The following is a 21513-nucleotide window of genomic DNA, read 5'->3' as shown; positions in this document are numbered from 1 at the left end:
TCGACCATGACGAATCTTCAAGCCGCCTCTTCACATTCTTCGCACCCTTCGCACTCCCCGCAGCCGCCCTTGGGCCGACGCGCGCTGGACCTGCGCAGCCTGCGCGAGCGCTACGGCGTGGTCATCGCGCTGATTGCACTGTGCGCGGCGCTGGCGCTGGCCAACCCCCATTTCATGACCTGGGGCAACTGGGCCGACATCCTGCGCCAGACCTCCATCAACGGCATCCTGGCCATCGGCATGACGTGCGTGGTGCTGACGGCGGGCATCGACCTGTCGGTGGGCGCCATCCTGGCGCTGGCCGGCATGGTGGGCGCCTGGCTGGCGGCCGATGGCCAGGGGCTGGCGGTGAGCGTGGGCGCCGGGCTGGGCGTGGGCATGCTGCTGGGCGGCGTCAACGGCCTGCTGGTGGCCTGGTTCGCGGTGCCGCCCTTCGTGGCCACGCTGGGCATGCTCAGTGCGGCGCGTGGCCTGACCTACATCTACAACGACGGCATGCCGGTGTCCGAGCTGCCCGACGGCTTTCTTGCCATCGGCGCCGGCCAGCTGGGACCCGTGCCCATGCCCATCGTGATCTTTGCCGTTGCCGTCGCGGTGTTCGCCTTCGTGCTGCGCTACACCGTGTATGGCCGCTACATCTACGCCGTGGGCGGCAACCTGCGCAGCGCCAAGACCAGCGGCATCAACACCCGCGCCATCGTGCTGCTGGTCTATGTGGTCAGCGGCCTGCTCGCGGGGCTGGCCGGCATTTTGCTGGCGTCGCGCACCACGGCGGCGCTGCCGCAGGCCGGCGTGTCCTACGAGCTGGACGCCATCGCGGCCGTGGTGATCGGCGGCACCAGCCTGTCGGGCGGCACGGGCAGCCTGGGCGGCACGGTCGTCGGCGCCCTGCTCATCGGCGTGATCAACAACGGGCTGAACCTGCTGGGCGTGTCCTCGTACTACCAGCAGCTGATCAAGGGCGTGATCATCGTCGGCGCCGTGCTGCTCGACAGTTCGCGCCGCAGGGCATGAAGCGCTGTGCCCACGTCCTGTCCACCATCTGCAACCCGGGAGAGTTCCATGCAAAACACCCTGCCTGACGCCGCCGATACGAACATGCTGGCCGTGGTCTGCCACGGCCCCAGGGATTACCGGCTCGAACGCGTCGCGCGTCCGCAGGCCGGGCCGCGCGAGCTGGTCATCCGCGTGGCTTCCTGCGGCATTTGCGCGGGCGACTGCAAATGCTGGGCTGGCGCGCCGCGCTTCTGGGGAGATCCGGAAAAAGGCCGCCCCGCCTATGTGCGCCCTCCGGTGATCGCGGGCCACGAGTTCTGGGGCCATGTGGTGCAGGTGGGCGAGGGCGCCCAGGAGCACCACGGCGTGCAGCTGGGTGACCGGGTGATCGCCGAGCAGATCGTGCCCTGCCATGCCTGCCGCTATTGCAGGACCGGCTTTCGTTGGATGTGCGAGGTGCACGATGTCTACGGCTTCCAGGGCCAGGTGGCCGATGGCGGCATGGCCGAGTACATGCGCCTGTCCGCCCGCGCCGTGGTGCACCGGATTCCCGAGAGCGTGGCCTTCGAGGATGCGGCCATCACCGAGCCACTGTCCTGCGCCATCCATGCCGTCAACCGCGGCGACATCCAGCTCGATGATGTGGTGGTCATCGCCGGCGCGGGCACGCTGGGCCTGCTCATGGCCCAGGTCGCGCGCCTGAAGACGCCGCGCCGGCTGGTGGTCATGGACCTGTCGGACCAGCGCCTGGCGCTGGCGCGCCGCTGCGGCGCCGACGTGACCATCAACCCCGCGCGCGAGGATGCCCGCGCCATCGTGCACGCACTGACCGACGGCTATGGCTGCGATGTGTACATAGAGACCACGGGCGCGCCCTCGGGCGTGACGCAGGGGCTGGACCTGGTGCGCAAGCTCGGCCGCTTCGTGGAGTTCAGCGTCTTCGGGCGCGAGACCACGGTGGACTGGTCCATCATCGGCGAGGAAAAGGAGCTGGACCTGCGCGGCGCCCACCTGAGCGCCCATTGCTACCCCATTGCCATCGACCTGCTGGCGCGCGGGCTGGTCACCTCCGAGGGCATCGTCACCCACCGCTATGCGCTGTCGGAGTGGGAGAGCGCCATCGGGGTGGCCGATTCCATGGACTCGGTCAAGGTCCTGCTGCTGCCCCACGCTGGCGAGGCCCGGTGAGCGGCGCTACACTGCGCGCCTTTCCCGGCACCCTTGGAGGCACCCTTGACTGAAAGCGACCTGACGCGACTGGCGACCCTGTACTACGTCGATGGATGCACGCAGGACCAACTGTCCAAGGAGTTCGGCATCTCGCGCGCCACCGTCGGGCGGCTGCTGCGCCGCGCGCAGGAAGAGGGCATCGTCGAGATCCGCGTGCGGCCGCATTCGCTGGTGTCCGCCGACCTGGAGCGACAGCTGACCGAGCGCTTTCACATCAAGCGCGCGCTGATCGCGGTGGACCACAAGGATGCCGACCGGCAGCGCGAACTGCTGGCAGGCCTGGTGGCCAGCGAGCTGGAGCGCATCCTGGTCGATGGCTCCATCGTGGCCGTGGGCATGGGGCGCAACGTGTCCTCGGTCTCCGAGCACGCCCTGTCCGCCACACGGCGGGAGTGCCATTTCGTCAGCGCCATCGGCGGCTCCTACCGTGGCGGGGAGGCGATGAACGCCGACCACATCGCGCGCCGCCTGGCAGCGCGCTTTGGCGGCAAGTCCGAATCGCTCTATGCGCCGGCCCTGGTGGGCGATCCGCAACTGCGCAAGGCGCTGCTGGACAACGACACCGTCAGGCACACCCTGGACAAAGCGCGCCGCGCCGACATCGCCCTCATCGGCGTGGGCGATGTCAGCGTGGACAGCAACATGGCCCGCATGGGCTGGTTTTCCGCGCAGGAGATCTCGGACGCCCGCCGCGCGGGCACGGTGGGCGACATGATGGGCTACGACTTCATCGACATCCACGGCCAGCCGGCCGCAACCCCCATGCAGGACCGCGTCATCGGCCTGAGCCGCGAGGACCTGCTGCGCATACCCAACGTCATCGCCGTGGCGGCCGAATCCAGCAAGGTCACGGCCATCCTGGGAGCCCTGCGCACCGGCGCCATCGACACGCTGGCCACCACCACGGCCAACGCGGCGGCCGTGCTGCAGCTGGACGATGTCATGGGGGCGACGCGCTGACGCAGTGGGGGAGGCGCGGCTCTTGGGCGGCGCGCCTAGTTCGACGCGCGGCGGTAGAAGGCCAGCGAGCCTGCCAGAGCCAGCAGCATGCCGCCGCACAGGCGGTCCAGCCACATCACGGCCCGCCCGCGCAGCAGCCGCGCGGCGCGTGATCCGGCGAAGGCATAGGCCAGCATCACCAGGAAATCGATGAGCGCGAACACCAGCGCAATGGCGATGTACTGCGGCGCCTGGGCGGCCGCCGGGTCGATGAACTGCGGCAGCAGGGCCGAGCAGAACAGGTAGCCCTTGGGATTGGTCACGGCGACCAGGAACGATTTGAACAGCACGGTGCGGGCGCTGTAGCCGTCGGCGCCGGCCTCTGCCTTGCCGTCGCCCTGGGGTGCCGACAGCGATCCGCCCTGGCTGCGCAGCATGCGCAGGCCCAGCCAGGCCAGGTAGGCCGCTCCCACCCACTTGACTACCGAGAACCAGAACTCCGAGGCCGCCAGCAGCGCGCCCAGGCCCAGCGCGACCGCGCCGACCAGCACGAAGTCCGACAGCACGGCGCCCAGCATGCCCGGCAGGGCGCGGCGCACGCCGTGGCGCGAGCCATTGGCCAGGGCCAGCAGCACGGTGGGACCGGGGGTGATGATCGCGATCAGCGCGACCAGGGAGAAGACGAGCAGGGTGGCGAGGGTCATGTCGGCGAAGGCTCATGCGGTTGGCAACAGCCTGCCACTGTGCCAGCTTTGCCTGCCTTGCGCAGCCCCTGCCGACCCGGGGCAGGGCAAACGGGGCGGGCAGGCGTCAGTCGCTGCCCACGCCGCCGGCGGCAAAGACCGGGCCGCGCGTGCCGGGCACCCAGCCCGGGTAGGTTTCCATCACCTCGGCGAACAGGGCCGAGTCGATCCAGCGCTGCAGCCAGGCCTGCAGGTGCGGCCAGGGCTGCTCGTTCCATTGCGACTCGTCGATGCGCGCGTACTGGCGCACGAAGGGGCGCAGCGCCATGTCGGCCAGGCTGGGGTTCTGGCCGAACAGGTAGCCGGTGGCCTCCAGCTGGTCGTCCAGCTCGGCCAGCCAGGTCAGGGCATCGGCCTGGGCGTGGTTGACCTCTTCGGCCGTGTAGCGCTCGGGGTACTTGCAGCGGTCCAGGGCGTGCTTGAAAAAGCCGTCGTTGCGCTCGATCAGCGCCAGCATGTCCGGCAGCGAGCCGCTGGTCGGTGCCAGCCAGCCGTCCGGGTCATTGGCGCGCAGCGCGTGCAGCATGACATCCAGGCTCTGCTCGATCACGCGGCCGTCCTCCAGCACCAGCACGGGCACCGTGCCCTTGGGCGAGGCGTCGAGCAGCGCCTGCGGCTTGTTGCGCAGGTTGATTTCGCGCAGCTCGCAGGCCAGGCCGGCATGGGCCAGCGCCAGGCGGGCGCGGATGGCGTAGGGGCAGCGGCGAAACGAGTAGAGAACCGGCAGGGTCTGGGTCATGGAGCGGGGACGGGGCTAGGGGCCAAAAGCGGCAGATGATAGCGCCGGGGCCAAAGTCAGGCGGCCTGCGGGTCTTGCCGCGGGCGTCCGTGGCTATTGCAGCTGCGCCAGCAGCCATTGCCTGAAGGTCTTGAGCGCCGCGCTGGGTGCGCGCGAGCGCAGGTGGGTCAGCCAGTAGGCGCCCGTGTCCACCTCCTGCTCGAAGGGGCGCACCAGCCGGCCCTGCTGCAGCAGGTGCTGGAACATGCGCGCCGGCAGCAGGGCCACGCCCGCGCCCTGGGCCGCCGCCTCGGCCAGCGTCAGCGAGGAGTCGAACATGGCCCCGCGCGCCAGCGGCGCGCTCTGGTCCAGCGTGGCAAACCAGCTCTCCCACTCCTGCAGGCGGTACGAGCGCAGCAGCGTCTGCCCTGCCAAGTCGGCCGGCTGGCGCAGGCGCTGGGCCAGGGCCGGGGTGCACATGGGCGTCAGCGGCGCGCGCAGCAGCAGTTCGGCGCGCGTGCCCTGCCAGGCGCCGTCGCCAAAGCGCACGGCCGCATCCAGCCCTTCGCCGGCCAGATCCACGCGGTTGTTGTGCGTGAGCAGTCGCAGGTCGATGTAGGGGTGCTGCTGCTGGAACTGGCCCAGCCTGGGAATCAGCCAGCCGATGGCGAAGGTGCCGACCACGCCCACGGTGAGGACCTCGCGCGGGCGCGGCTCGGCCACCTGCTGCAGCGAATGCTCTATGCGCGCAAAGCTCTCGGCCACGGCAGGCCACAGCGCATGGCCTTCGTCGGTCAGCGCCAGGCCGCGCGGCAGGCGCCGGAACAGCGGCTTGCCCAGGCGCTCCTCCAGGTTGCGGATGTGCTGGCTGACGGCGGCCTGGGTCACGCACAGCTCGTCGGCCGCCCGCGTCAGGTTGAGATGGCGCGCGGCCGCATCGAACATGCGCAGGGCATTGAGGGGCAGTTGCATGGTGAGCCAAAAGTTTTTCTAAGGGATGCTGCCAATTATTCACGCTGGTCGCAGCTTGGGCGCGGCGCTATCGTTGCGTTTGTCGATCTGCAACTGAAAAGGAAAAACAATGCAAAGACGCGATTTTCTGATGACGGGCGGCGCGGCCGCCTGGATGGCGGCCGGGCTGGCGGGCTGCGCCCTGCCATCAAAAAAACAGGGGGCTGCCGACCAGGCCTTCAGGACCGAGCTGGCGCGCATCGAGAAAAGTGTGGGCGGCCGGCTCGGCGTGGCCGTGCTGGAGGCGGAGTCGGGCGCCAGCGTGGACCACCGCGGCGACGAGCGCTTTGTCATGTGCAGCACCTTCAAGCTGCTGCTGGCCGCCCAGGTGCTGGACCGCGTGCAGCAGGGCGATGAGCGTCTGTCGCGCCGCGTGCACTACGCCAGCTCCCGGCTGGTTCCCTACTCGCCGGCCAGCGGCCCGCGTGCCGGCGATGGCGGCGGCATGACCATCTCCGAGCTGTGCGAGGCCGCCGTGGTGCTCAGCGACAACACGGCCGCCAACCTGCTGCTGGACGCCAGCGGCGGCCCGCAGGCGCTGACGCAGTGGCTGCGCGCCAGCGGCGACGAGACCACGCGCCTGGACCGCATGGAGCCCGAGCTCAACGAAGGCCTGCCCGGCGACGAGCGCGACACCACCACGCCCCTGGCCATGGTGCAAAGCATGCAGCGCCTGCTGCTGGGATCGGTGCTGGACGGCCATGGCCGCGCGCTGCTGCAGCAGTGGCTGGTGGCCAGCCGCACGGGCGACAAGCGCCTGCGCGCGGGCATGCCGGCCGGCTGGCGCGTGGGTGGCAAGACGGGCACCGGCGATCGCGGCACGGCCAACGATGCCGTCATCGCCTGGCCCACGCCGCAAAGCGCACCGCTGCTGGTGAGCGGCTACCTCACCGAATGCCCGGCCGACGCGCCGCAGCGCGATGCGGCGCTGGCAGCGGCCGGCAAGGCGGCCGCACGCTGGCAGGCAGCAGTGCAAGGCTAAGTTGCGCCACCATGTCGCTTGATTTGGGCGATTTCAGAAAATTGGCGCGGCCTGAAGACGAGAGACACCGAGGAAGGGCCTGGGCCGGCCGCGCCGCCCCCGCACCGAGGGTGTCGCCGGCCGCCCGTATGCCCCCCTCGTGAGGGGGAAGGCGCACAGCGCCTCAGGGGGTTACAACTTCTTGACCAGGACCTGACTTTTGCGGTCCCAGTTGTACTTGGCCTTGCGCGCCTCGGGCAGCCAGTCGGGGTCCACGGGCTGGAAGCCGCGCTTGATGAACCAGTGCATGGTGCGCGTGGTCAGCACGAACAGGCTGTCCAGGCCCTGGGCCTTGGCGCGCTGCTCTATGCGCTTGAGCAGTTTCTCGCCATCGCCCGTGCCCTGGCTCTTGGGCGAGACGGTGACGGCCGCCATCTCGGCGGTCCTGGCGCTGGGGTAGGGGTAGAGCGCGGCGCAGCCGAAGATCACGCCATCGTGTTCGATGATGGTGTAGTGGGCGATGTCGCGCTCGATCTCGGTGCGGCTGCGCTTGACCAGGGTGCCGTCCTTCTCGAAGGGCTCGATCAGCTGGATGATGCCGGCCACGTCGTCAGGCGTGGCCTCGCGCAGCTCTTCCAGCTTCTCGTCGATGATCATGGTGCCGATCCCGTCGTGCACGTAGATCTCCAGCAGCAGCGCGCCGTCGATGGCAAAGGGCAGGATATGGCTGCGCTCCACGCCGTGCTCGCAGGCATGCACGCAGTGCTGCAGGTAAAAGCCCGTGTCCGTGGGCTGCTCGGGCGTGGGCAGCTCGGCCAGCATGCGGCGGGCCGTGGCCAGCGGCAGCTCGGTGTCGATGGGGTTGGTCTCATCGGCCGGGCCCGTGGGGTCCATGCGGATGCCCGGCACCTCGGTCATGAAGATCAGCTTGTCGGCCTTCAGCTCGATGGCCACGCGCGTGGCCACCTCTTCCATGCTCAGGTTGAAGGCCTCGCCGGTGGGCGAGAAGCCGAAGGGCGACATCAGCACCATGGCATCCATGTCCAGGGCGCTGCGGATGCCGCTGACATCGACCTTGCGCACCAGGCCCGAATGCTTGAAATCCACGCCGTCCACGATGCCCACGGGCCGCGCCGTGAGGAAGTTGCCCGAGATCACCCGCACCCGCGCGCCGGCCATGGGCGTATTGGGCAGGCCCTGGCTGAAGGCGGCCTCGATCTCATAGCGCAGCTGGCCAGCGGCTTCCTGGGCGCAGTCCAGCGCCACGGAGTCGGTGATGCGCACGCCGCGCGAGTACTGGGCCTCATGGCCCTTGGCGGCAAGCTGCTCGTTGACCTGGGGACGGAAGCCATGGACCAGCACGATCTTCACGCCCATGGCCTGGATCATGGCCAGGTCCTGGACGATGGAGCTGAGCTTGCCCGATGCGATGGCCTCGCCCGTCAGTCCCACCACAAAGGTCTGGTGTCGGAACTTGTGGATATAGGGAGCCACGGACCGGAACCAGGGGACGAAGGTGAAGTTGAAGACGGTGGACATGGTGGTCAGTCGGGGCATCGGGCCGATGCCGGGCAGAAAAAAAAGGCCTGCGGACAGGTCCGCCAGGACATGCTCGCGCAGGCAGGCGCCAGTGTAGCGGCATGGCGCGGCACCTGCGCACAGAAATGGGATGGAACGCCACGCAAATCGGCCCTGCTGCACAGTGCCGGGGGCACAAGGCACAGGACCTTGTCCGACGGGGGCCCGCCTGCAAGCCCGTGTAAGCTTCGCCACCATCGGTGAACCACGCAAGGCGCCCCCATTCATGCCATTGAGCGCTTCCATGTTTTTTCCGTTGCTTGCGCGGCCCGCGCGCCTTGTGCCGTGGCTGGCGGCGCTGGGCATGGTCGCAGGGGCAGCCCAGGCTGCAGGGGAGGCTCCGGCCTCCCAGGCCGCCGCCGCGATGAGCTTCGTGCAGGCCCGCCAGGCGCTGCTGCAGGGCTCCGACCAACTGGCCGCCTCGGCCAAGGCCGTGGAAAGCGCGCGGCTCAGACGCCAGGGTACGCAGGGGCTGGGCGGGCCTTCCGTGGCCATCACGGGCCTGGGCTACCGCTACTCGGCCAATGCCGACATCGATCTCGATCCTGCGCGGCGCACCCTGGACGGCGTCCTCGGCCAGCTGCCGCCCTCGGTGGGGCCGGCCATTCCCTCGCTGCCGCAACTGCCCACTTCCTATGCCTTGCAGCGCAAGAGCACGAATGCCTCGGCCAGCCTGTCCCTGGTCTGGCCGTTGTACCTGGGCGGCCTGTCCGATGCGGTGCGCAGTGGCCTGGACGCTGCCACCGACGAAGCCCTGGCCGATGCCGCCAGCAGCAGCCACGCCCTGCATTCGCTGCTGGTGCAGCGCTACTTCGGCGCCCAGCTGGCCGAGCGGGCCGCACGGCTGCGCGAGCGTGCGCTTGAAGGCGTGCGCGTGCATGACACGGCCGCGCAAAGCATGCTCAAGGCGGGCGTGATCTCCCGGCTGGAGCGCCTGCAGGCCCGTGCCGCGCTGGCCGACGCCGAGCAGCAGGCGCGCAAATCGCGCGACGACGCAGACCTGGCCGCAGCGGCGCTGGCGCGCACGGTCAAGGCGCAGCGGCAGGTGCTGCCCAGCACACCGCTGTTCGTCAGCAGCCGGCCTTTGCCGCCGCTGGACGGCTTCGTCACCGCGGCCCAGTCGCACCATCCGGGTCTGGACAAGGTGCAGGCCAAGAAGCGCCAGGCCGAGTCCCTGCACGATGCCCAGGAGGCGCTGCGCCGGCCGCAGCTGCTGGCCTTCGGTTCGCGCGAGGTCAACACCAGCGGCAAGCCCAACTGGGTGGCTGGCGTGGCCGTGCGCTGGACGCTGTGGGACAGCATCGACCGCGATGCGCTGGCCGCCTCCTCGCAGCGCAAGATCGAGCAGGCCGAGCTGACCCAAGCCCAGGCGCTCAGCGACATCGCGCTGCTGGTCGAAAAGAACTGGCTGGGCGTGGAGCAGGCACGCCGCCAGTACCAGGCCCAGCAGGCCCAGGAGGATCTTGCGCGCGAGCTGCTGCGGCTGCGCGAGGCCGGCCTGCGGGAAGGCACCAGCACCACGCTGGACCTGATCGATGCCAGCCTCAATCTCGCCAAGGTCCAGACCCAGCGTGCCGAACTGGCCAACCAGTATGTGCAGGCCCTGGCCGCACTGCTGGAGAGCACGGGCCAGAGCGAGGAATTCGACCGATTCATGGCCCAGGCCGACATACAGATCCCACCCGACGCACCATGAGCACAGCCACGCCCGACCATCCCCGCAGCGCCACCGAAGCACCCGGCCCCGCGCCCGTGCCACCGGGGCGCAGGCGCCCCTGGCTGGCCCTGGCCATCGTGCTGGCCGTGCTGCTGCTCGTGGCCTGGGGCTTTTGGCGTGCGGCGCAGCCCGCCCCCCTGTATTTCCAGGGCCAGATGGAGGCACGCGAGACCGACATCGCGCCCAAGGTTACGGCGCGCATCGCCAAGGTGCGGGTCACCGAAGGCCAGAAGATCCAGCCCGGAGATCTGCTGGTGGAGATGGACAGCCCCGAGGTGCGCGCCAAGCTGGCCCAGGCCGAGGCCGCGCGCGATGCCGCCCAGGCCCAGGCCGACAAGGCGCAGGCCGGCGCCCGCCCGCAGGAAGTGCAGATGGCGCGCCTGAACTGGCAGCGCGCCCAGACAGCCGCCGACCTGGCCCAGACCTCGCTGCGCCGCGTGCAAAGCCTGTTCGACCAGGGACTGGTTGCGGCCCAGAAACGTGATGAAGCCGATGCCAACTGGCGCGCCTCGCGCGACCAGGCGCTGGCTGCGCGTGCGCAGTATGAAATGGCGGCTTCGGGCGCGCGCCAGGAGGATCGCAGCGCTGCCCAGGCCCAGGCCCGCCAGGTGCAGGGCGTGGTCGCCGAGGTGGAGGCCGCGCGTGCCGAGACCGAGCTGCGCAGCCCCGTGGGCGGCGAGGTGGTCCAGGTGCTGGCCCGCCAGGGCGAGCTGTCCCCTCAGGGCGTGGCCGTGGTCACCGTGGTGGATCTGGCCGACCAGTGGGTGGTGCTCAATGTGCGCGAGGACCAGCTTGCACGCTTTGCCCAGGGCAGCCGCTTCACCGGCCGTCTGCCGGGCCTGGACAACCGCGAGGCCGGCTTCGAGGTCTACTACCTGGGTGTGCTGCCCGACTTCGCCACCTGGCGCGCCACGCGTGCGGGCCAGGGCTTCGATGCGCGCACCTTCGAGGTCCGCGCGCGGCCGCAGCAGCCCATTGCAGGCGCGCGGCCCGGCATGAGTGTGGTCGTGGAAGGCGGCCGTTGAGCGGCCGGCGGCAGTGAGCGCGAACCCGACCACGGCCTTTGCCGCCAGCCTGAGGCGCGAATGGCGTCTGCTGCGCGGACGGCCCTGGGACCTAGCCATGGTCAGCTGGGTGCCGCTGCTGGCGCTGCTGCTCATGGTCTGGATCTTCTCGGCAGGCCTGGTCCAGCGCCTGCCCGTCGCCGTCTGGGACCAGGACCACAGCGCCCTGTCGCGCCAGCTGGTGCGCATGCTGGATGCCACGCCGGGCCTGGCCGTGCAGTCGCAGGTGCTCAATGCCTCGGAGGCGCAATGGGCGCTGCAGTCCATGAATGCCTACGCCGTGGTGCAGATCCCGCCCGGCTTTGCGCGCGACATCAAGCGGGGCCAGGGGGCCGACGTGGTGCTCATGCACAACGCCCAGCTGGCCACGCATTCCAGCCTGATCCAGCGCGACCTGCGCCAGGTGGTGGGAACGCTGTCGGCCGGCGTGGAAATGCAGGCCCGTGCCAAGCGCGGCGACCCGGCCCAGGCGCTGCGCGTGCGCATGGAGCCCATACGCACCAACCTGGTGTCGCTGTTCAACATCTCCACCAATTACGAGCAGTTCCTGGCGGCGGCGCTGATTCCCGCGCTGCTGCACATCCTGGGCATGACGGCCGGCGCCTGGTCCGTGGGGCGCGAGCTGCGCGACCGCACGCTGGGCCAGTGGATGGCCGAGGCTGCGGGCCCGGGAAAGCCCGGCTGGAGCGCCATCGCGGGCGCCTTGGCGGGCAAGCTGGCGCTGTCCTGGGCCAGCCTGGGCCTGGGCGGTACGCTGGCCATGCTGTGGCTCACGGCCGGACGGGGCTGGCATCCGGGGCAGGGCGCTGCCAGCCTGGCCTGGGTGGCGCTGGCCCTGCTGCTGCTGATCGCCGTGAGCCTGGCGGCCGGGGCGCTGCTGGCGGCGCTCACGCTGTCGCTGCGCACGGCGCTGTCGGGCGCGGGCCTGCTGTCGGCGCCGGCCTTTGCGTTCAGCGGCGTGGGCTTTCCGCTGCTGGCCATGCCGGATTCGGCGCGTGCCTGGGCCCTGTCCATGCCCTATACCCACTATGCGCGGCTGCAGATAGAGCAGCTGCAGATGGGCGCGCCCATCGTGCAGAGCCTGCCCGTGGTGGCCGGGCTATTGCTGGCCGCGCTGGTGTTGCTGCTGCTGGCCACGGCAGGCCTGGCGCGCGGCCTTTCCCGCCCCGACAAATGGGGAGGGCGCTGAGATGGCCAGGGGCTTTGCGCATGACTTCGTCAGCGCCCTGCGTGCCGTGTTCGGCGACGTGGGCGTGCTCATGCTGCTGGTGGGCGCACCCGTGCTCTACGGCTTCTTCTATCCCTGGTTCTACGGGCAGGAGGTCGTGCAGCGCGTGCCCGTGGCCGTGGTGCAGCACGACGGCAGCGGCCTGGCACGCCAGATGCTGCGCTTTGCCCAGGCCAGCCCGCGCATCGAGGTGGCTCTGGTCACGGGCGACGAGGCCCAGGCACAGCAGGCCCTGCTGGATGGCCGCGTCATGGGCTACGCGCTGCTGCCGCGCGACCTCAAGCGCCGCGTGGTGCGCAGCGAAGAGGCCGTGGTCCCCGTCTATGCCAACGGTGCCTACCCGCTGGCCGCCAAGCAGGTGCAGTACGGCTTTGCCGAAGCCTTCGGCACGGTCTCGGCAGGCGTGGAGCTGCGGCGGCTGACGGCCGGCGGACAGAGCGCATTGCAGGCCCAGGCCAGCCGCTCGCCCGTCAACCTGCAGATGCAGGCTTTGTTCAATCCGACGGAAGGCTACGGCAGCTTCGTCGTCGCCGCCGTGGCCATCATCATCCTGCAGCAGACACTGCTCATGGGCGGCGCGCTGCTGGTGGGAACCTGGCGCGAGCAGGGATTGGACAGGGCGCCGGCACGCACCTGGCTGGCGCGGCTGCTGGCGCTGTGCACGCTGGGCTGGCTCTCGGGCCTGTACTACTTCGGCTGGATCTTCGTCTGGCACGACTATCCGCGCGGCGGCAATCCCTGGGGTGCGCTGGCGCTGCTGGCCGTCTTCGTCCCGGCTGTGGCGGGAGCGGCGGCGCTGCTGGGCTGGTGGCTGGCCAACCGCGAGCGTGCCATGCAGGTGGTGCTGTTCACCTCCATCCCGCTGGCCTTCGTCGGCGGCTTCAGCTGGCCGGCCGAAGCCCTGCCGCAACTGCTGCAGGCGCTGCGCTGGCTGTCGCCCAGCACGGCGGCCATCCAGGCCTCGCTGCGACTGAACCAGGTCGGCGCGCCGCTGGAGGCGGCGCTATGGCATCTGTCCGTGCTGCTGGCCCTGGCGCTGCTGGGCTGGGTGGCCGTGCTCTGGCTGGGCAGCCGCCGTGCGGACCCTGGCGATTGACCGGTCGGGGCTTCAGGCCGGCGCGCCCGCGCCGCGACCCCGTCCCTGCACGGCCAGCATCAGCAGCACCACGCCCACGATGGGCAGCAGCCAGGTGTTGATGCCGTCCCAGCCGGCCGTGTGCAGCAGCTGGCCCGAGCCGAACGAGGCCACGGCCACGGTGCCGAAGACCAGGAAGTCATTGAGGGCCTGCACCTTGGCGCGCTCGGCAGGGCGGTAGCACTCGGTCACCATGGCCGTGGCGCCGATGAAGCCGAAGTTCCAGCCCACGCCCAGCAGCACCAGGGAGCCCCAGAAGTGCAGCAGCTCAAGCCCCATCAACGCCATCAGTGCCGAGGCGGCGATCATCACCAGCCCCAGCGCCGTGATGCGGCGCTTGCCAAAGCGCGCGATCAGCCGGCCCGTGAAGAAGCTGGGCGCGAACATGGCCAGCACATGCCACTGGATGCCCAGTGCCGCCTCGCCCACCGTGTGGCCGCAGCCCACCATGGCCATGGGCGCGGCCGTCATCAGAAAGGCCATGAGGCCGTAGCTGACCACGCCGGCCGAAGCCGCGACGATGAACTGGGGCGTGCGCGCAATCTCGGCCAGCGGCCGGGCCTCGCCCGCCACGGCGCGGGCCTGGGGCGGCGGCAGCTTCAGGCCCAGCAGCAGCGGCAGGGCCAGCAGGGCGAGCACGGCCTGGCTGTAGAAGCTGCCGGCGAACGGTGTCATGGGCAGGGCGTCGCGCGTCCAGATCACCACCTGCGGGCCGATGATGGCTGCGATCAGCCCGCCGATCATCACGCGCGAGATGGCGCGCGCCTGCTCGGCGGGGTCGGTCATGGCGTCGGTGGCCGCAAAGCGGTAGCTCTGCACGCAGGCCGCGTAAAAGCCCGCCAGCGCCGTGCCGATGCAGAAGGTCACGAAATCGGAGTGCGCAATGCCCTGGGCCGCGATCACGCCCGAGACCACGCCCAGGATGGCACCCAGCACATAGGCCGTGCGCCGCCCCATGCGCTGCATCAGCCAGGCCGCAGGCAGCGTGGACAGCGCCAGGCCCAGCTGGTAGATGCTGACCGGCAGCGTGGTGGCCGTGGGATTGGTGGACAGCTGCTGGCCGACCAGGCCGCCCAGCGAAATGATGATGGGCGGCGACGCGCCCCCCAGCGATTGCGCGGCCACGAGCAGGCCAAGGTTGCGGCGCTGCAGCGCTGGAGTATGTTGTTCTGGTGTCATGGCTTGTGCGGCGGAAAGACCGCATCTTCACCGAAAAGCATGAGGGCTGGGTTAAGCGTTGTTCCGTGTGCCAGCCCTGTCCAGGCGCTGCTGGAGCAGGGATTTGCTGTACGCCTCCTGGAAGATCTGGTGGATCAGCTCCCTGAACCATTTGTGCCCCGCGTCATGGTCGTTGCGCGGATGCCAGACGGCGTCGATGGACAGGGCCAGCTCGGGCAGGGGCATGGGGCGCGCCACGCAGTTGGAGCCGGACAGCACGCTGTGCATCCAGTGCGCGGGCATGGCCGCCACCAGGTCGGTGGATTCGATGACGGGCACCATGCCCAGCCAGGTGGGCACCTGGAACATCACGCGCCGCGCCAGCCCGCGCTCGGCCAGGAGTTCGTCCACGATGCTGCTGCCCACGCCCGTGACCTTCAGGTGGCCCTGCTCCAGGTATTTCTCCAGCGTGAGCGGAGAGGCGGCGGCCGGATGGTCCTTGCGCATCAGCACCATCCACTGGTCGTCCAGCAGGCGCCGGGAGGCCGACAGCACCGAGCGACCGCGCGAGACGGAAAGGCGGATTTCCACGCCTTCGTACTCGACGCGGTCCGAGGGCTGGCGGCCGTCGAAGGACTGCACCGACAGGCTGATGCCCGGCGCCACCGCACGCAGATGGATGCACAGCTGCGGGAGCAGCAGCACGCCCACGTAGTCGGACAGGCGCAGGTGGAAATTGCGCCGCGCCGTGGCCGGATCGAAGCCCTTGCTGACCTCGATGGCGCTTTCGATCTCGCTGAAGGCCTTGCGGAAGCTGCGCGCCAGGCGCACGGCCTCGGGCGTGGGCGACATGCCTTCTGCCGTGCGCAGCAGCAGCGGGTCGTTGAACTGGGTGCGCAGCCGGCGCAGCGCATGGCTGACGGCCGAGGAGGTGATGCCCAGCCGCGCGGCGGCCTTGCCCACGCTGCGTTCTTCCACCAGGGCCTCGAAGATCACCAGCAGGTTGAGGTCGATGCTGCGCAGGTTGACCGGAGCCCGGGGCACGCCGTCTGCATGTTGAATGCTGTTCATTTTGATGATGACAAAGATGAGCTTGACTGAATTTTACGTGCGTCACGACAATGCACCAGCTTTGAAATGAATGCCCATGAATTCACCCAGTTTCAACCGCTGTGCCGGTGATTCCGACGCAGTCGAAAATCCAGCGGAACAATATCTGTTTCCAGAAAATTCCTGCGATACCCATTTCCATGTATTTGGTCGTTCCGATGATTTTCCGTTGATTGCGGAGCGCGCCTATACACCGGCTGTCGCGTCCATGGACGGTTATTGGAAAGCCTTTCGCCCATTGGGCGTGGACCGTTGCGTTCTGGTCCAGCCCAGCGTGTATGGCCGCGATCACGGCCTTCTCAAGCAGACGCTGCGCCATGCCGAAGCAGGCCGCATGCGTGGCGTGGCCGTGATCTATGAGGACACGCCGGAGGCGGAGATCGAAGCGCTGCACGCCCTGGGCGTGCGGGGCGCACGGTGCAATGCGCTGTTTTCGGGCGGGGTCTCCGTCTCCAGCCTGCAGGCCGTGGCCGACCGCATCCGGGGCCTGGGCTGGCATGTGCAATTGCTGGTGAACGTGGATGAAGACCCTGGCCTGGCGCAGCGCGTGGCCGACATGGGCGTGGCCGTGGTGGTGGATCACTTCGGCCACCCGTCGCGCCAGCTGGGCGCCGGCGGGCCGGGCAGCCGCAATCTGCAGGCGCTGATGAAGGAAGGCCGGGCCTGGGTGAAGTTCTCGGGCGCCTACCGGATATCGGCAACGGCATCGGCCGTGGACCCGGCCGTGGTTCCCATTGCACATGCCCTGGTGCAGGCCAATCCGCACCGGATCGTATGGGGGTCGGACTGGCCGCATCCCGGAATAAAGGCCCGTTCGAATTCCGCTGGCGAATTGGCGCGGGCATTGGTGGATTGGGTTCCAGAAGAATACAGGCACACGGTATTGGTCGATAACCCCGCGCGCCTGTATTGGGGTCATTGATTTTCAAATAGCAGGAGACAGAGAAAATGAATCGAATCACATCGGGCCGCAGAGGATTTATCCGCACGGCGGTATCTTTCGCGGCGCTGGCTGCGGCATCGGCTGCATCTGCAGTGCAGGCGCGCGCATTTCCGGCCAAGCCGCTCACGCTGGTCGTGCCCTTTGCGCCGGGCGGCAACGTGGACATCGTGGCCCGCACGCTGGGCATTCCGCTGGCCCGGCATGCGGGGCAGTCCGTGATCGTGGACAACCGTGCGGGTGGCGGTGGTGCCGTGGGCTCGGGCTGGGTGGCGCGCGCCGAGCCGGACGGGCATACGCTGCTGGTGGCCACGCCGGGCCAGTTGGGCACCTTGCCCGAGATGATCAAGCTGCCCTACCGCGCCGACAGCTTTGCGCCCATTGCCGTGGTCAGCCGCACGCCCGTGGTCGTGGTGGTGCGCGCCAACGACGCGCGCTTCAAGACCGCTGCCGATTTCATCAAGGCGATGAAGGCCAGGGATGGCAGCGTGACCGTGGGCCATGCCGGGCCGGGCTCGCCCAATCACCTGGCCGTGCTGCAGCTGGAAGATGCCGTGAAGGTGCGCGTCAATCCCGTGCCCTACAAGGGATCGGGGCCGGCCCTGGTCGATTTGATCGGCGGGCAGATCGACGCCGTGGTGGACCAGATCACCAGCTCCACGCCGCATATCAAGAGCGGCGCCCTGCGCGCGCTGTTCGTGCTGGGGCCGCGCGCCGGGGGCGGGCTGGCCGATGTGCCCGACCTGGCCCAGCTGGGCCTGCCGGTGTTCGATGCCACCACCTTCGTGGGCGTGTTCGCGCCCAAGGGTGCGCCCACGGCCAGCGTGGACAGCCTGTATGGCTGGATCTCCCAGTCCGTGGCCGACCCGGAGTTCAGCCGCCTGATCCGCGAACTGGGCAGCGAGCCCTTCCCGGCCAGCGCGGCCGTGCTCCAGCGCCTGGTCAGCGAAGAAGCCGCGCTGGCGGCGCGGCTGACCCGGCAGGGGCGTCTGCGCGCGGAGTAGCCTCCGCGCGCACTTTCCCGATCCTCTAGTACCCGGCCGCCAGCCCGTCGCGGCGCGGGTCGCTGGCGATCTGGTAGCCCTCCACGGCGGGATCGCCCATGCGCCAGATGAACTGGCCGGCGCCGAAGTCCTGGTAGGGGTCGTGGATGACCTCCACCTGGTGGCCCAGCGCCTGCAGGCCGGCAATGGTGGCCGGGTCCATGCCGCCTTCCACGTTGATGGCCAGGCCTTCGTTGACGCGCCAGCGCGGCGCATCGCAGGCCGCCTGGGGCGACTGGCGGTAGTCCAGCATGCGCACCACAGTCTGCATGTGGCCCTGGGGCTGCATGTTGCCGCCCATGACGCCGAAGCTCATCACGGGCTGGCCGTCGCGGGTCAGGAAGGCCGGAATGATGGTGTGGAAGGGGCGCTTGCCCGGGCCCACCAGGTTGGCGCGGTTGGGATGCTGGGGGTCGGTGCCGAAGCCGTGGCCGCGGTTTTGCAGGCTGATGCCGAAGGTCGGCTCCACCACGCCCGAGCCAAAGCCCGAGAAGTTGCTCTGGATGAAGCTGACCATCATGCCGTTCTCGTCGGCTGCCGTCAGGTAGATGGTGCCGCCGCGCACGGGGTTGCCGGCCTTGAAGTCCTGCGCACGGCGCGGATCGATGAGCCTGGCGCGCGAGGCCAGGTAGGCGTCGTCGAGCATCTGTGCGGGCGTCACCTCCATGTCCGCGTCGGCCACGTAGCGGTAGATGTCGGCAAAGGCCAGCTTCATGGCCTCGATCTGCAGATGCTGGGAGGCCACGCCATCCACGGGCAGGCTGGCCAGGTCGAAGTTGGACAGAATGCCCAGCGCGATCTGCGCGGCAATGCCTTGCCCGCCCGGCGGGATCTCGTGCAGCGTGTGGCCGCGGTAGTCCTTGGCCAGCGGCTGCACCCATTGCACCTCGTGCGCGGCCATGTCGGCCATGCCCAGGCAGCCGCCGTGCTGCTGCACGAACGAGGTCACGGCCCGGGCAATCTCGCCCTCATAAAAGGCCTTGCCGCGCGTGGCACCAATGGCGCGCAGGGCGCGCGCTGCGGCGGGAAAGCGGAACAGCTCGCCCACTTCCGGCGCGCGGCCCCGGGGCAGGAAGCTTTCCCTGAACCCCGGCTGCGATTGCAGCTCGGGCGCGCCTGCGGCCCATTTCTGCTGGACCACGGGCGGCACCAGATAGCCGCGCTCGGCGATCTCGGCGGCCGGCTCCATCAGCGCGTCAAAGGGCAGCTTGCCGAAGCGCTCGTGCAGGGCCACCCAGGCGCTGACGGCGCCCGGCACGGTGATGGAGTCCACTCCCCGGCGCGGCGGCTTGTCCTGGCGGCCGTAGCGCTGGTGAAAGTACTCGGGCGCCCAGCCCTGCGGTGCGCGGCCGCTGGCGTTGAGCCCGTGCAGCTCCTTGCCATCCCAGAGGATGCAGAAGGCGTCCGAGCCCAGGCCGTTGCTCACCGGCTCGACGATGGTCATGGCCGCCGCCGCCGCAATGGCCGCGTCCACCGCATTGCCGCCTGCCCACAGCATGCGCAGGCCGGCCTGCGCCGCCAGCGGGTGGGAGGTGGACACGGCATTGCGCGCGAACACGGGCACCCGCCTGGAGTCGTAGGGGTTGCCGGGAGTGAAGGGAGAGGAAGAGGCGTGCATGAAAGAACCTGCCTCAGTCGGCGGTGATGCCCATGGTCTTCACGTCGCGGCTCCAGCGCGTCAGCTCGCGGTCGATCTGCTGCTTGAAGGACTTGGGGTCGCTGGTCTCGGGGTCCAGGCCCTGGGCCTCGAACTGGGCCTGCACTTCGGGGCGCTCCATGATCTTGCGCACTTCCTGGGCCAGCCGCTCGACGATGGCCGGGTCCGTGCCGCCCGTGGTGAACAGGCCGTACCAGGACGTGAAGGCATAGCCGGGCAGGCCGGCCTCGGCGACGGTGGGCACGTTGGGCAGGTTCTTGACGCGCTGCTTCGTGGTCACGGCCAGGATGCGGGTCTGGCCGGTCTTGGCCGAGGTGATGGCGGGCGGAATGCCCGAGAAAATGGCCTGCACCTGGCCGCCCGACACATCGGTGATGGCCGGGCCGTTGCCGCGGTAGGGCACGTGCACCAGGTTCACGCCGGCCTGCTGCGCGAACAGCGCGCCGGCCAGGTGCAGCGTGGAGCCGTTGCCCGACGATGCGTAGTTGATGCTGCCCGGCGCCTTGCGCGCGGCCTCGATCATTTCCTGCACCGTCTTGTAGGGCAGGGCGGCGTTCACCAGCAGCGCGTTGCCGGACTCGGCCACCAGGGTGATGGGCTCCAGGTCCTTGCGCGGGTCGAACGACAGCTTCTTGGCCAGCACGGGCGCCACGGTGTTGCTGCCGATGGAGCCCAGCAGCAGCGTGTAGCCGTTCTTGGGCGCCTTGGCCACCACTTCGCTGGCGATCAGGCCGCCCGCGCCGCCGCGGTTCTCCACCACCACGCTTTGGCCCAGGCGCTGCTGCAGCTCCTTGGCCAGGATGCGGGCCACGATGTCGTTGGCGCCGCCGGCGGCAAAGCCCACCATGATCTTCAGCGGCTGCGAGGGCCAGGCATCGGCGGCGGGCGCGGCCCAGCCGGGCGTGGCGCAGGTCAACAGGGCGGCGCAGCAGACAAGCAGGCGGCGGGACACGGGTGCAGGCATGGAGATCTCCAGAAATCCGGGAAGTGGGAGGGTGCGATCAGGACGATCGGCTATCGGTTGCCAGCGATTTTGATGATAGAAACTGTTTGGTGAAAGCTGGAATTTCTTACGAATCTTGAAAGCAAAACTTTTATGCCAAGCCTGCGCATTCTTCGCACTTTTCTGGCCGTGGCGGCGGAGGGCTCCTTCACCGCCGCCGGACAGCGCGTGGCGCTGACCCAGGTGGCCGTGGGGCTGCAGATGCGCACGCTGGAAAACGACCTCAAGCGCAAGCTCTTCGCGCGCCAGGGCAAGCTGGTCACGCTCAACGAGCAGGGCCGGGCGCTGGTGCCCATTGCCACCCAGCTGGTGGCGCTGTACGAGCAGGCCAAGCACGGCACGCGGGCCGATGCACCGCTGGCCGGCACCGTGCAGTTCGGCTCCATCGTCTCGGCGCTGAGCCAGCTGGTGCGCGCCACGCTGGAGCTCAAGCGCCACCATCCGGCGGTGGACCTGCATGTGGTCTCGGGCAAGTCCAACCGGCTGATCGCCCAGGTGGAGAACCATGAGCTGGACGCGGCCGTGGTGGTCTACAACCCGGCCATCAAGCGCCCCTCGCTGGTCTGGACACCGCTGTATGCCGAGCCCATGGTGCTGCTGGCGCCGCGCGCCGCCCGGCCCGCGGCGCCCGCCGACATGGTGGAGCGCTATCCCTTCATCCGCTTCGACCGCACCGAGCACACGGGCGAGCTGGTGGAGCGCACGCTGCGCCGCCTGCGCGCCAAGCCCCAGGAGTTCCTGGAGCTCAACTCCATCGAGACCATCGTGGAGCTGGTGCGCGACGGCATGGGCGTGGCCATGCTGCCCAATCTGGCGCGGCATGGCTGGGAGGGCGACCCGCGCCTGCGCGTGCTGCCCCTTGCCCAGACCGCCGAGAGCCGGCAGATCGCCCTTGTGCAGCTGCGCACGGCGGCGCGCGCCGAGATCATCACCGCCGTGGGCCAGCAATTCGTGGCGGCGCTGGCGGTGCCGGCCTGAGCACGGCGCTGTGGGTGTTGCGCCGATCCGCGTGTCTTAGGTTGCGTATTGCGCGAGCCCGTGGCCCATGGACCAGTTCTCCTTGTCCACCTCGACCAGGTTGACGAACACGTCCTCGGGCCGCAGGCCAGGGCTTTCGACCAGCAGCTCGGCGATGCGGCTGAACAGCGCCTTTTTCTGCTCCAGGCTGCGGGTGTTGCTGACCGTGAGCTGCACCAGCACCAGATCGTCGCTGCGCGCCACGCCCAGGTAGGAGGCGCTGTAGCGGAAGTTGTCGCCGTCATGCTCGGTGATGGTCATGAAC

Annotated in this window: 20 protein-coding genes; 11 read left to right on the top strand and 9 right to left on the bottom strand. The window is 69.4% G+C overall.

Going from position 1 to position 21513, the window contains the following annotated elements; all coding sequences use genetic code 11:
• Nucleotides 1-6: 6 nt before the first annotated feature.
• Genes JHD82_RS19225 through JHD82_RS19215 form a run of 3 tightly spaced genes read left to right on the top strand, consistent with a single transcriptional unit; the run spans nt 7 to nt 3186 of the window.
• A complete protein-coding gene (locus JHD82_RS19225) occupies nt 7-1014 on the top strand; it encodes an ABC transporter permease (protein ID WP_233174804.1) in 1008 nt (335 codons plus the stop codon).
• A 48-nt stretch (nt 1015-1062) separates the two neighbouring features.
• Nucleotides 1063-2184, top strand: coding sequence for an alcohol dehydrogenase catalytic domain-containing protein (locus JHD82_RS19220; RefSeq protein WP_199138166.1), 1122 nt, complete (start codon nt 1063-1065; stop codon nt 2182-2184).
• 45 nt (nt 2185-2229) lie between these two features.
• Nucleotides 2230-3186 carry a sugar-binding transcriptional regulator gene (locus tag JHD82_RS19215; RefSeq protein ID WP_043822792.1) on the top strand — a complete coding sequence of 319 codons (957 nt, stop codon included), beginning with the start codon at nt 2230-2232 and terminating at the stop codon, nt 3184-3186.
• Between the two features lie 35 nt (nt 3187-3221).
• On the opposite strand, the gene JHD82_RS19210 is transcribed toward JHD82_RS19215, so the two are convergent.
• From JHD82_RS19210 to JHD82_RS19200, 3 genes are all read right to left on the bottom strand, one after another.
• On the bottom strand, nt 3222-3869 hold the full coding sequence (locus JHD82_RS19210; protein WP_199138164.1) for a LysE family translocator: 648 nt from the start codon (nt 3867-3869) through the stop codon (nt 3222-3224).
• A 106-nt stretch (nt 3870-3975) separates the two neighbouring features.
• Nucleotides 3976-4647, bottom strand: coding sequence for a glutathione S-transferase (locus JHD82_RS19205; protein WP_013801706.1), 672 nt, complete (start codon nt 4645-4647; stop codon nt 3976-3978).
• Nucleotides 4648-4740: 93 nt separating this feature from the next.
• A complete protein-coding gene (locus JHD82_RS19200) occupies nt 4741-5598 on the bottom strand; it encodes a LysR family transcriptional regulator (RefSeq protein WP_012206374.1) in 858 nt (285 codons plus the stop codon).
• Between the two features lie 109 nt (nt 5599-5707).
• Between JHD82_RS19200 and bla the strand changes: the two genes are divergently transcribed.
• Entirely contained in the window at nt 5708-6619 is a 912-nt protein-coding gene (bla, locus tag JHD82_RS19195; RefSeq protein WP_199138162.1) for a class A beta-lactamase, read from the top strand.
• A 171-nt stretch (nt 6620-6790) separates the two neighbouring features.
• On the opposite strand, the gene argA is transcribed toward bla, so the two are convergent.
• Nucleotides 6791-8137 (bottom strand): amino-acid N-acetyltransferase, encoded by a 1347-nt coding sequence (argA, locus tag JHD82_RS19190; protein WP_012206372.1) that lies wholly within the window; start codon nt 8135-8137, stop codon nt 6791-6793.
• A gap of 283 nt (nt 8138-8420) precedes the next feature.
• On the opposite strand from argA, the gene JHD82_RS19185 reads away from it, so the two are divergent.
• From JHD82_RS19185 to JHD82_RS19170, 4 genes are read left to right on the top strand one after another with little or no spacing between them, the layout of a single operon-like run.
• The gene (locus JHD82_RS19185) at nt 8421-9872 is read left to right on the top strand and encodes a TolC family protein (protein WP_199138160.1); all 1452 of its coding nucleotides are present in this window, start codon (nt 8421-8423) and stop codon (nt 9870-9872) included.
• A complete protein-coding gene (locus JHD82_RS19180; RefSeq protein ID WP_016448246.1) occupies nt 9869-10918 on the top strand; it encodes an HlyD family secretion protein in 1050 nt (349 codons plus the stop codon). The genes JHD82_RS19185 and JHD82_RS19180 overlap by 4 nt, the downstream gene beginning before the upstream one ends.
• A 13-nt stretch (nt 10919-10931) precedes the next feature.
• Nucleotides 10932-12146 carry an ABC transporter permease gene (locus tag JHD82_RS19175; protein ID WP_199138158.1) on the top strand — a complete coding sequence of 405 codons (1215 nt, stop codon included), beginning with the start codon at nt 10932-10934 and terminating at the stop codon, nt 12144-12146.
• Nucleotide 12147: 1 nt separating this feature from the next.
• Nucleotides 12148-13281: an ABC transporter permease gene (locus JHD82_RS19170; protein ID WP_199138156.1), complete on the top strand. Its 1134-nt coding sequence runs from the start codon at nt 12148-12150 to the stop codon at nt 13279-13281.
• Nucleotides 13282-13293: 12 nt separating this feature from the next.
• On the opposite strand, the gene JHD82_RS19165 is transcribed toward JHD82_RS19170, so the two are convergent.
• Nucleotides 13294-14499, bottom strand: a complete 1206-nt coding sequence (locus tag JHD82_RS19165) for an MFS transporter (protein ID WP_013801714.1) — start codon at nt 14497-14499, stop codon at nt 13294-13296.
• Nucleotides 14500-14550: 51 nt separating this feature from the next.
• Nucleotides 14551-15549: a LysR family transcriptional regulator gene (locus JHD82_RS19160; RefSeq protein ID WP_199138154.1), complete on the bottom strand. Its 999-nt coding sequence runs from the start codon at nt 15547-15549 to the stop codon at nt 14551-14553.
• Nucleotides 15550-15625: 76 nt separating this feature from the next.
• Here JHD82_RS19160 and JHD82_RS19155 point away from each other — a divergent pair, with 76 nt between their 5' ends.
• Together JHD82_RS19155 and JHD82_RS19150 are read left to right on the top strand one after the other, a co-directional pair.
• Entirely contained in the window at nt 15626-16510 is an 885-nt protein-coding gene (locus JHD82_RS19155; protein ID WP_233174803.1) for an amidohydrolase family protein, read from the top strand.
• A 26-nt stretch (nt 16511-16536) separates the two neighbouring features.
• Entirely contained in the window at nt 16537-17532 is a 996-nt protein-coding gene (locus JHD82_RS19150; RefSeq protein ID WP_016448238.1) for a tripartite tricarboxylate transporter substrate binding protein, read from the top strand.
• 25 nt (nt 17533-17557) lie between these two features.
• On the opposite strand, the gene JHD82_RS19145 is transcribed toward JHD82_RS19150, so the two are convergent.
• Nucleotides 17558-19189 carry a gamma-glutamyltransferase family protein gene (locus tag JHD82_RS19145; RefSeq protein ID WP_088164266.1) on the bottom strand — a complete coding sequence of 544 codons (1632 nt, stop codon included), beginning with the start codon at nt 19187-19189 and terminating at the stop codon, nt 17558-17560.
• Between the two features lie 13 nt (nt 19190-19202).
• On the bottom strand, nt 19203-20192 hold the full coding sequence (locus tag JHD82_RS19140) for a tripartite tricarboxylate transporter substrate binding protein (protein ID WP_013801719.1): 990 nt from the start codon (nt 20190-20192) through the stop codon (nt 19203-19205).
• Nucleotides 20193-20324: 132 nt separating this feature from the next.
• Here JHD82_RS19140 and JHD82_RS19135 point away from each other — a divergent pair, with 132 nt between their 5' ends.
• Entirely contained in the window at nt 20325-21209 is an 885-nt protein-coding gene (locus JHD82_RS19135; RefSeq protein WP_088164268.1) for a LysR family transcriptional regulator, read from the top strand.
• 36 nt (nt 21210-21245) lie between these two features.
• On the opposite strand, the gene JHD82_RS19130 is transcribed toward JHD82_RS19135, so the two are convergent.
• On the bottom strand, nt 21246-21513 hold a 268-nt coding region (locus tag JHD82_RS19130; protein ID WP_199138150.1), incomplete at its 5' end, for a tautomerase family protein.

It is taken from the genome of Delftia sp. ASV31 (assembly GCF_016428765.1).
GTDB lineage: Bacteria > Pseudomonadota > Gammaproteobacteria > Burkholderiales > Burkholderiaceae_C > Comamonas > Comamonas acidovorans.
Note: the sequence above shows the minus strand (reverse complement) of the source record. Positions and strands in the feature narration are given on the sequence as shown.

Bases quoted from the DNA above. Each gene is read 5' to 3' on its own strand.
- JHD82_RS19200 (WP_012206374.1), bottom strand. From the start codon at position 5,598: ATGCAACTGCCCCTCAATGCCCTGCGCATGTTCGATGCGGCCGCGCGC.
- JHD82_RS19150 (WP_016448238.1), top strand. From the start codon at position 16,537: ATGAATCGAATCACATCGGGCCGCAGAGGATTTATCCGCACGGCGGTA.
- argA (WP_012206372.1), bottom strand. From the start codon at position 8,137: ATGTCCACCGTCTTCAACTTCACCTTCGTCCCCTGGTTCCGGTCCGTG.
- JHD82_RS19185 (WP_199138160.1), top strand. From the start codon at position 8,421: ATGTTTTTTCCGTTGCTTGCGCGGCCCGCGCGCCTTGTGCCGTGGCTG.
- JHD82_RS19170 (WP_199138156.1), top strand. From the start codon at position 12,148: ATGGCCAGGGGCTTTGCGCATGACTTCGTCAGCGCCCTGCGTGCCGTG.
- JHD82_RS19225 (WP_233174804.1), top strand. From the start codon at position 7: ATGACGAATCTTCAAGCCGCCTCTTCACATTCTTCGCACCCTTCGCAC.
- bla (WP_199138162.1), top strand. From the start codon at position 5,708: ATGCAAAGACGCGATTTTCTGATGACGGGCGGCGCGGCCGCCTGGATG.
- JHD82_RS19145 (WP_088164266.1), bottom strand. From the start codon at position 19,189: ATGCACGCCTCTTCCTCTCCCTTCACTCCCGGCAACCCCTACGACTCC.
- JHD82_RS19140 (WP_013801719.1), bottom strand. From the start codon at position 20,192: ATGCCTGCACCCGTGTCCCGCCGCCTGCTTGTCTGCTGCGCCGCCCTG.
- JHD82_RS19180 (WP_016448246.1), top strand. From the start codon at position 9,869: ATGAGCACAGCCACGCCCGACCATCCCCGCAGCGCCACCGAAGCACCC.
- JHD82_RS19205 (WP_013801706.1), bottom strand. From the start codon at position 4,647: ATGACCCAGACCCTGCCGGTTCTCTACTCGTTTCGCCGCTGCCCCTAC.
- JHD82_RS19165 (WP_013801714.1), bottom strand. From the start codon at position 14,499: ATGACACCAGAACAACATACTCCAGCGCTGCAGCGCCGCAACCTTGGC.
- JHD82_RS19135 (WP_088164268.1), top strand. From the start codon at position 20,325: ATGCCAAGCCTGCGCATTCTTCGCACTTTTCTGGCCGTGGCGGCGGAG.
- JHD82_RS19220 (WP_199138166.1), top strand. From the start codon at position 1,063: ATGCAAAACACCCTGCCTGACGCCGCCGATACGAACATGCTGGCCGTG.
- JHD82_RS19155 (WP_233174803.1), top strand. From the start codon at position 15,626: ATGAATTCACCCAGTTTCAACCGCTGTGCCGGTGATTCCGACGCAGTC.
- JHD82_RS19210 (WP_199138164.1), bottom strand. From the start codon at position 3,869: ATGACCCTCGCCACCCTGCTCGTCTTCTCCCTGGTCGCGCTGATCGCG.
- JHD82_RS19160 (WP_199138154.1), bottom strand. From the start codon at position 15,549: ATGAACAGCATTCAACATGCAGACGGCGTGCCCCGGGCTCCGGTCAAC.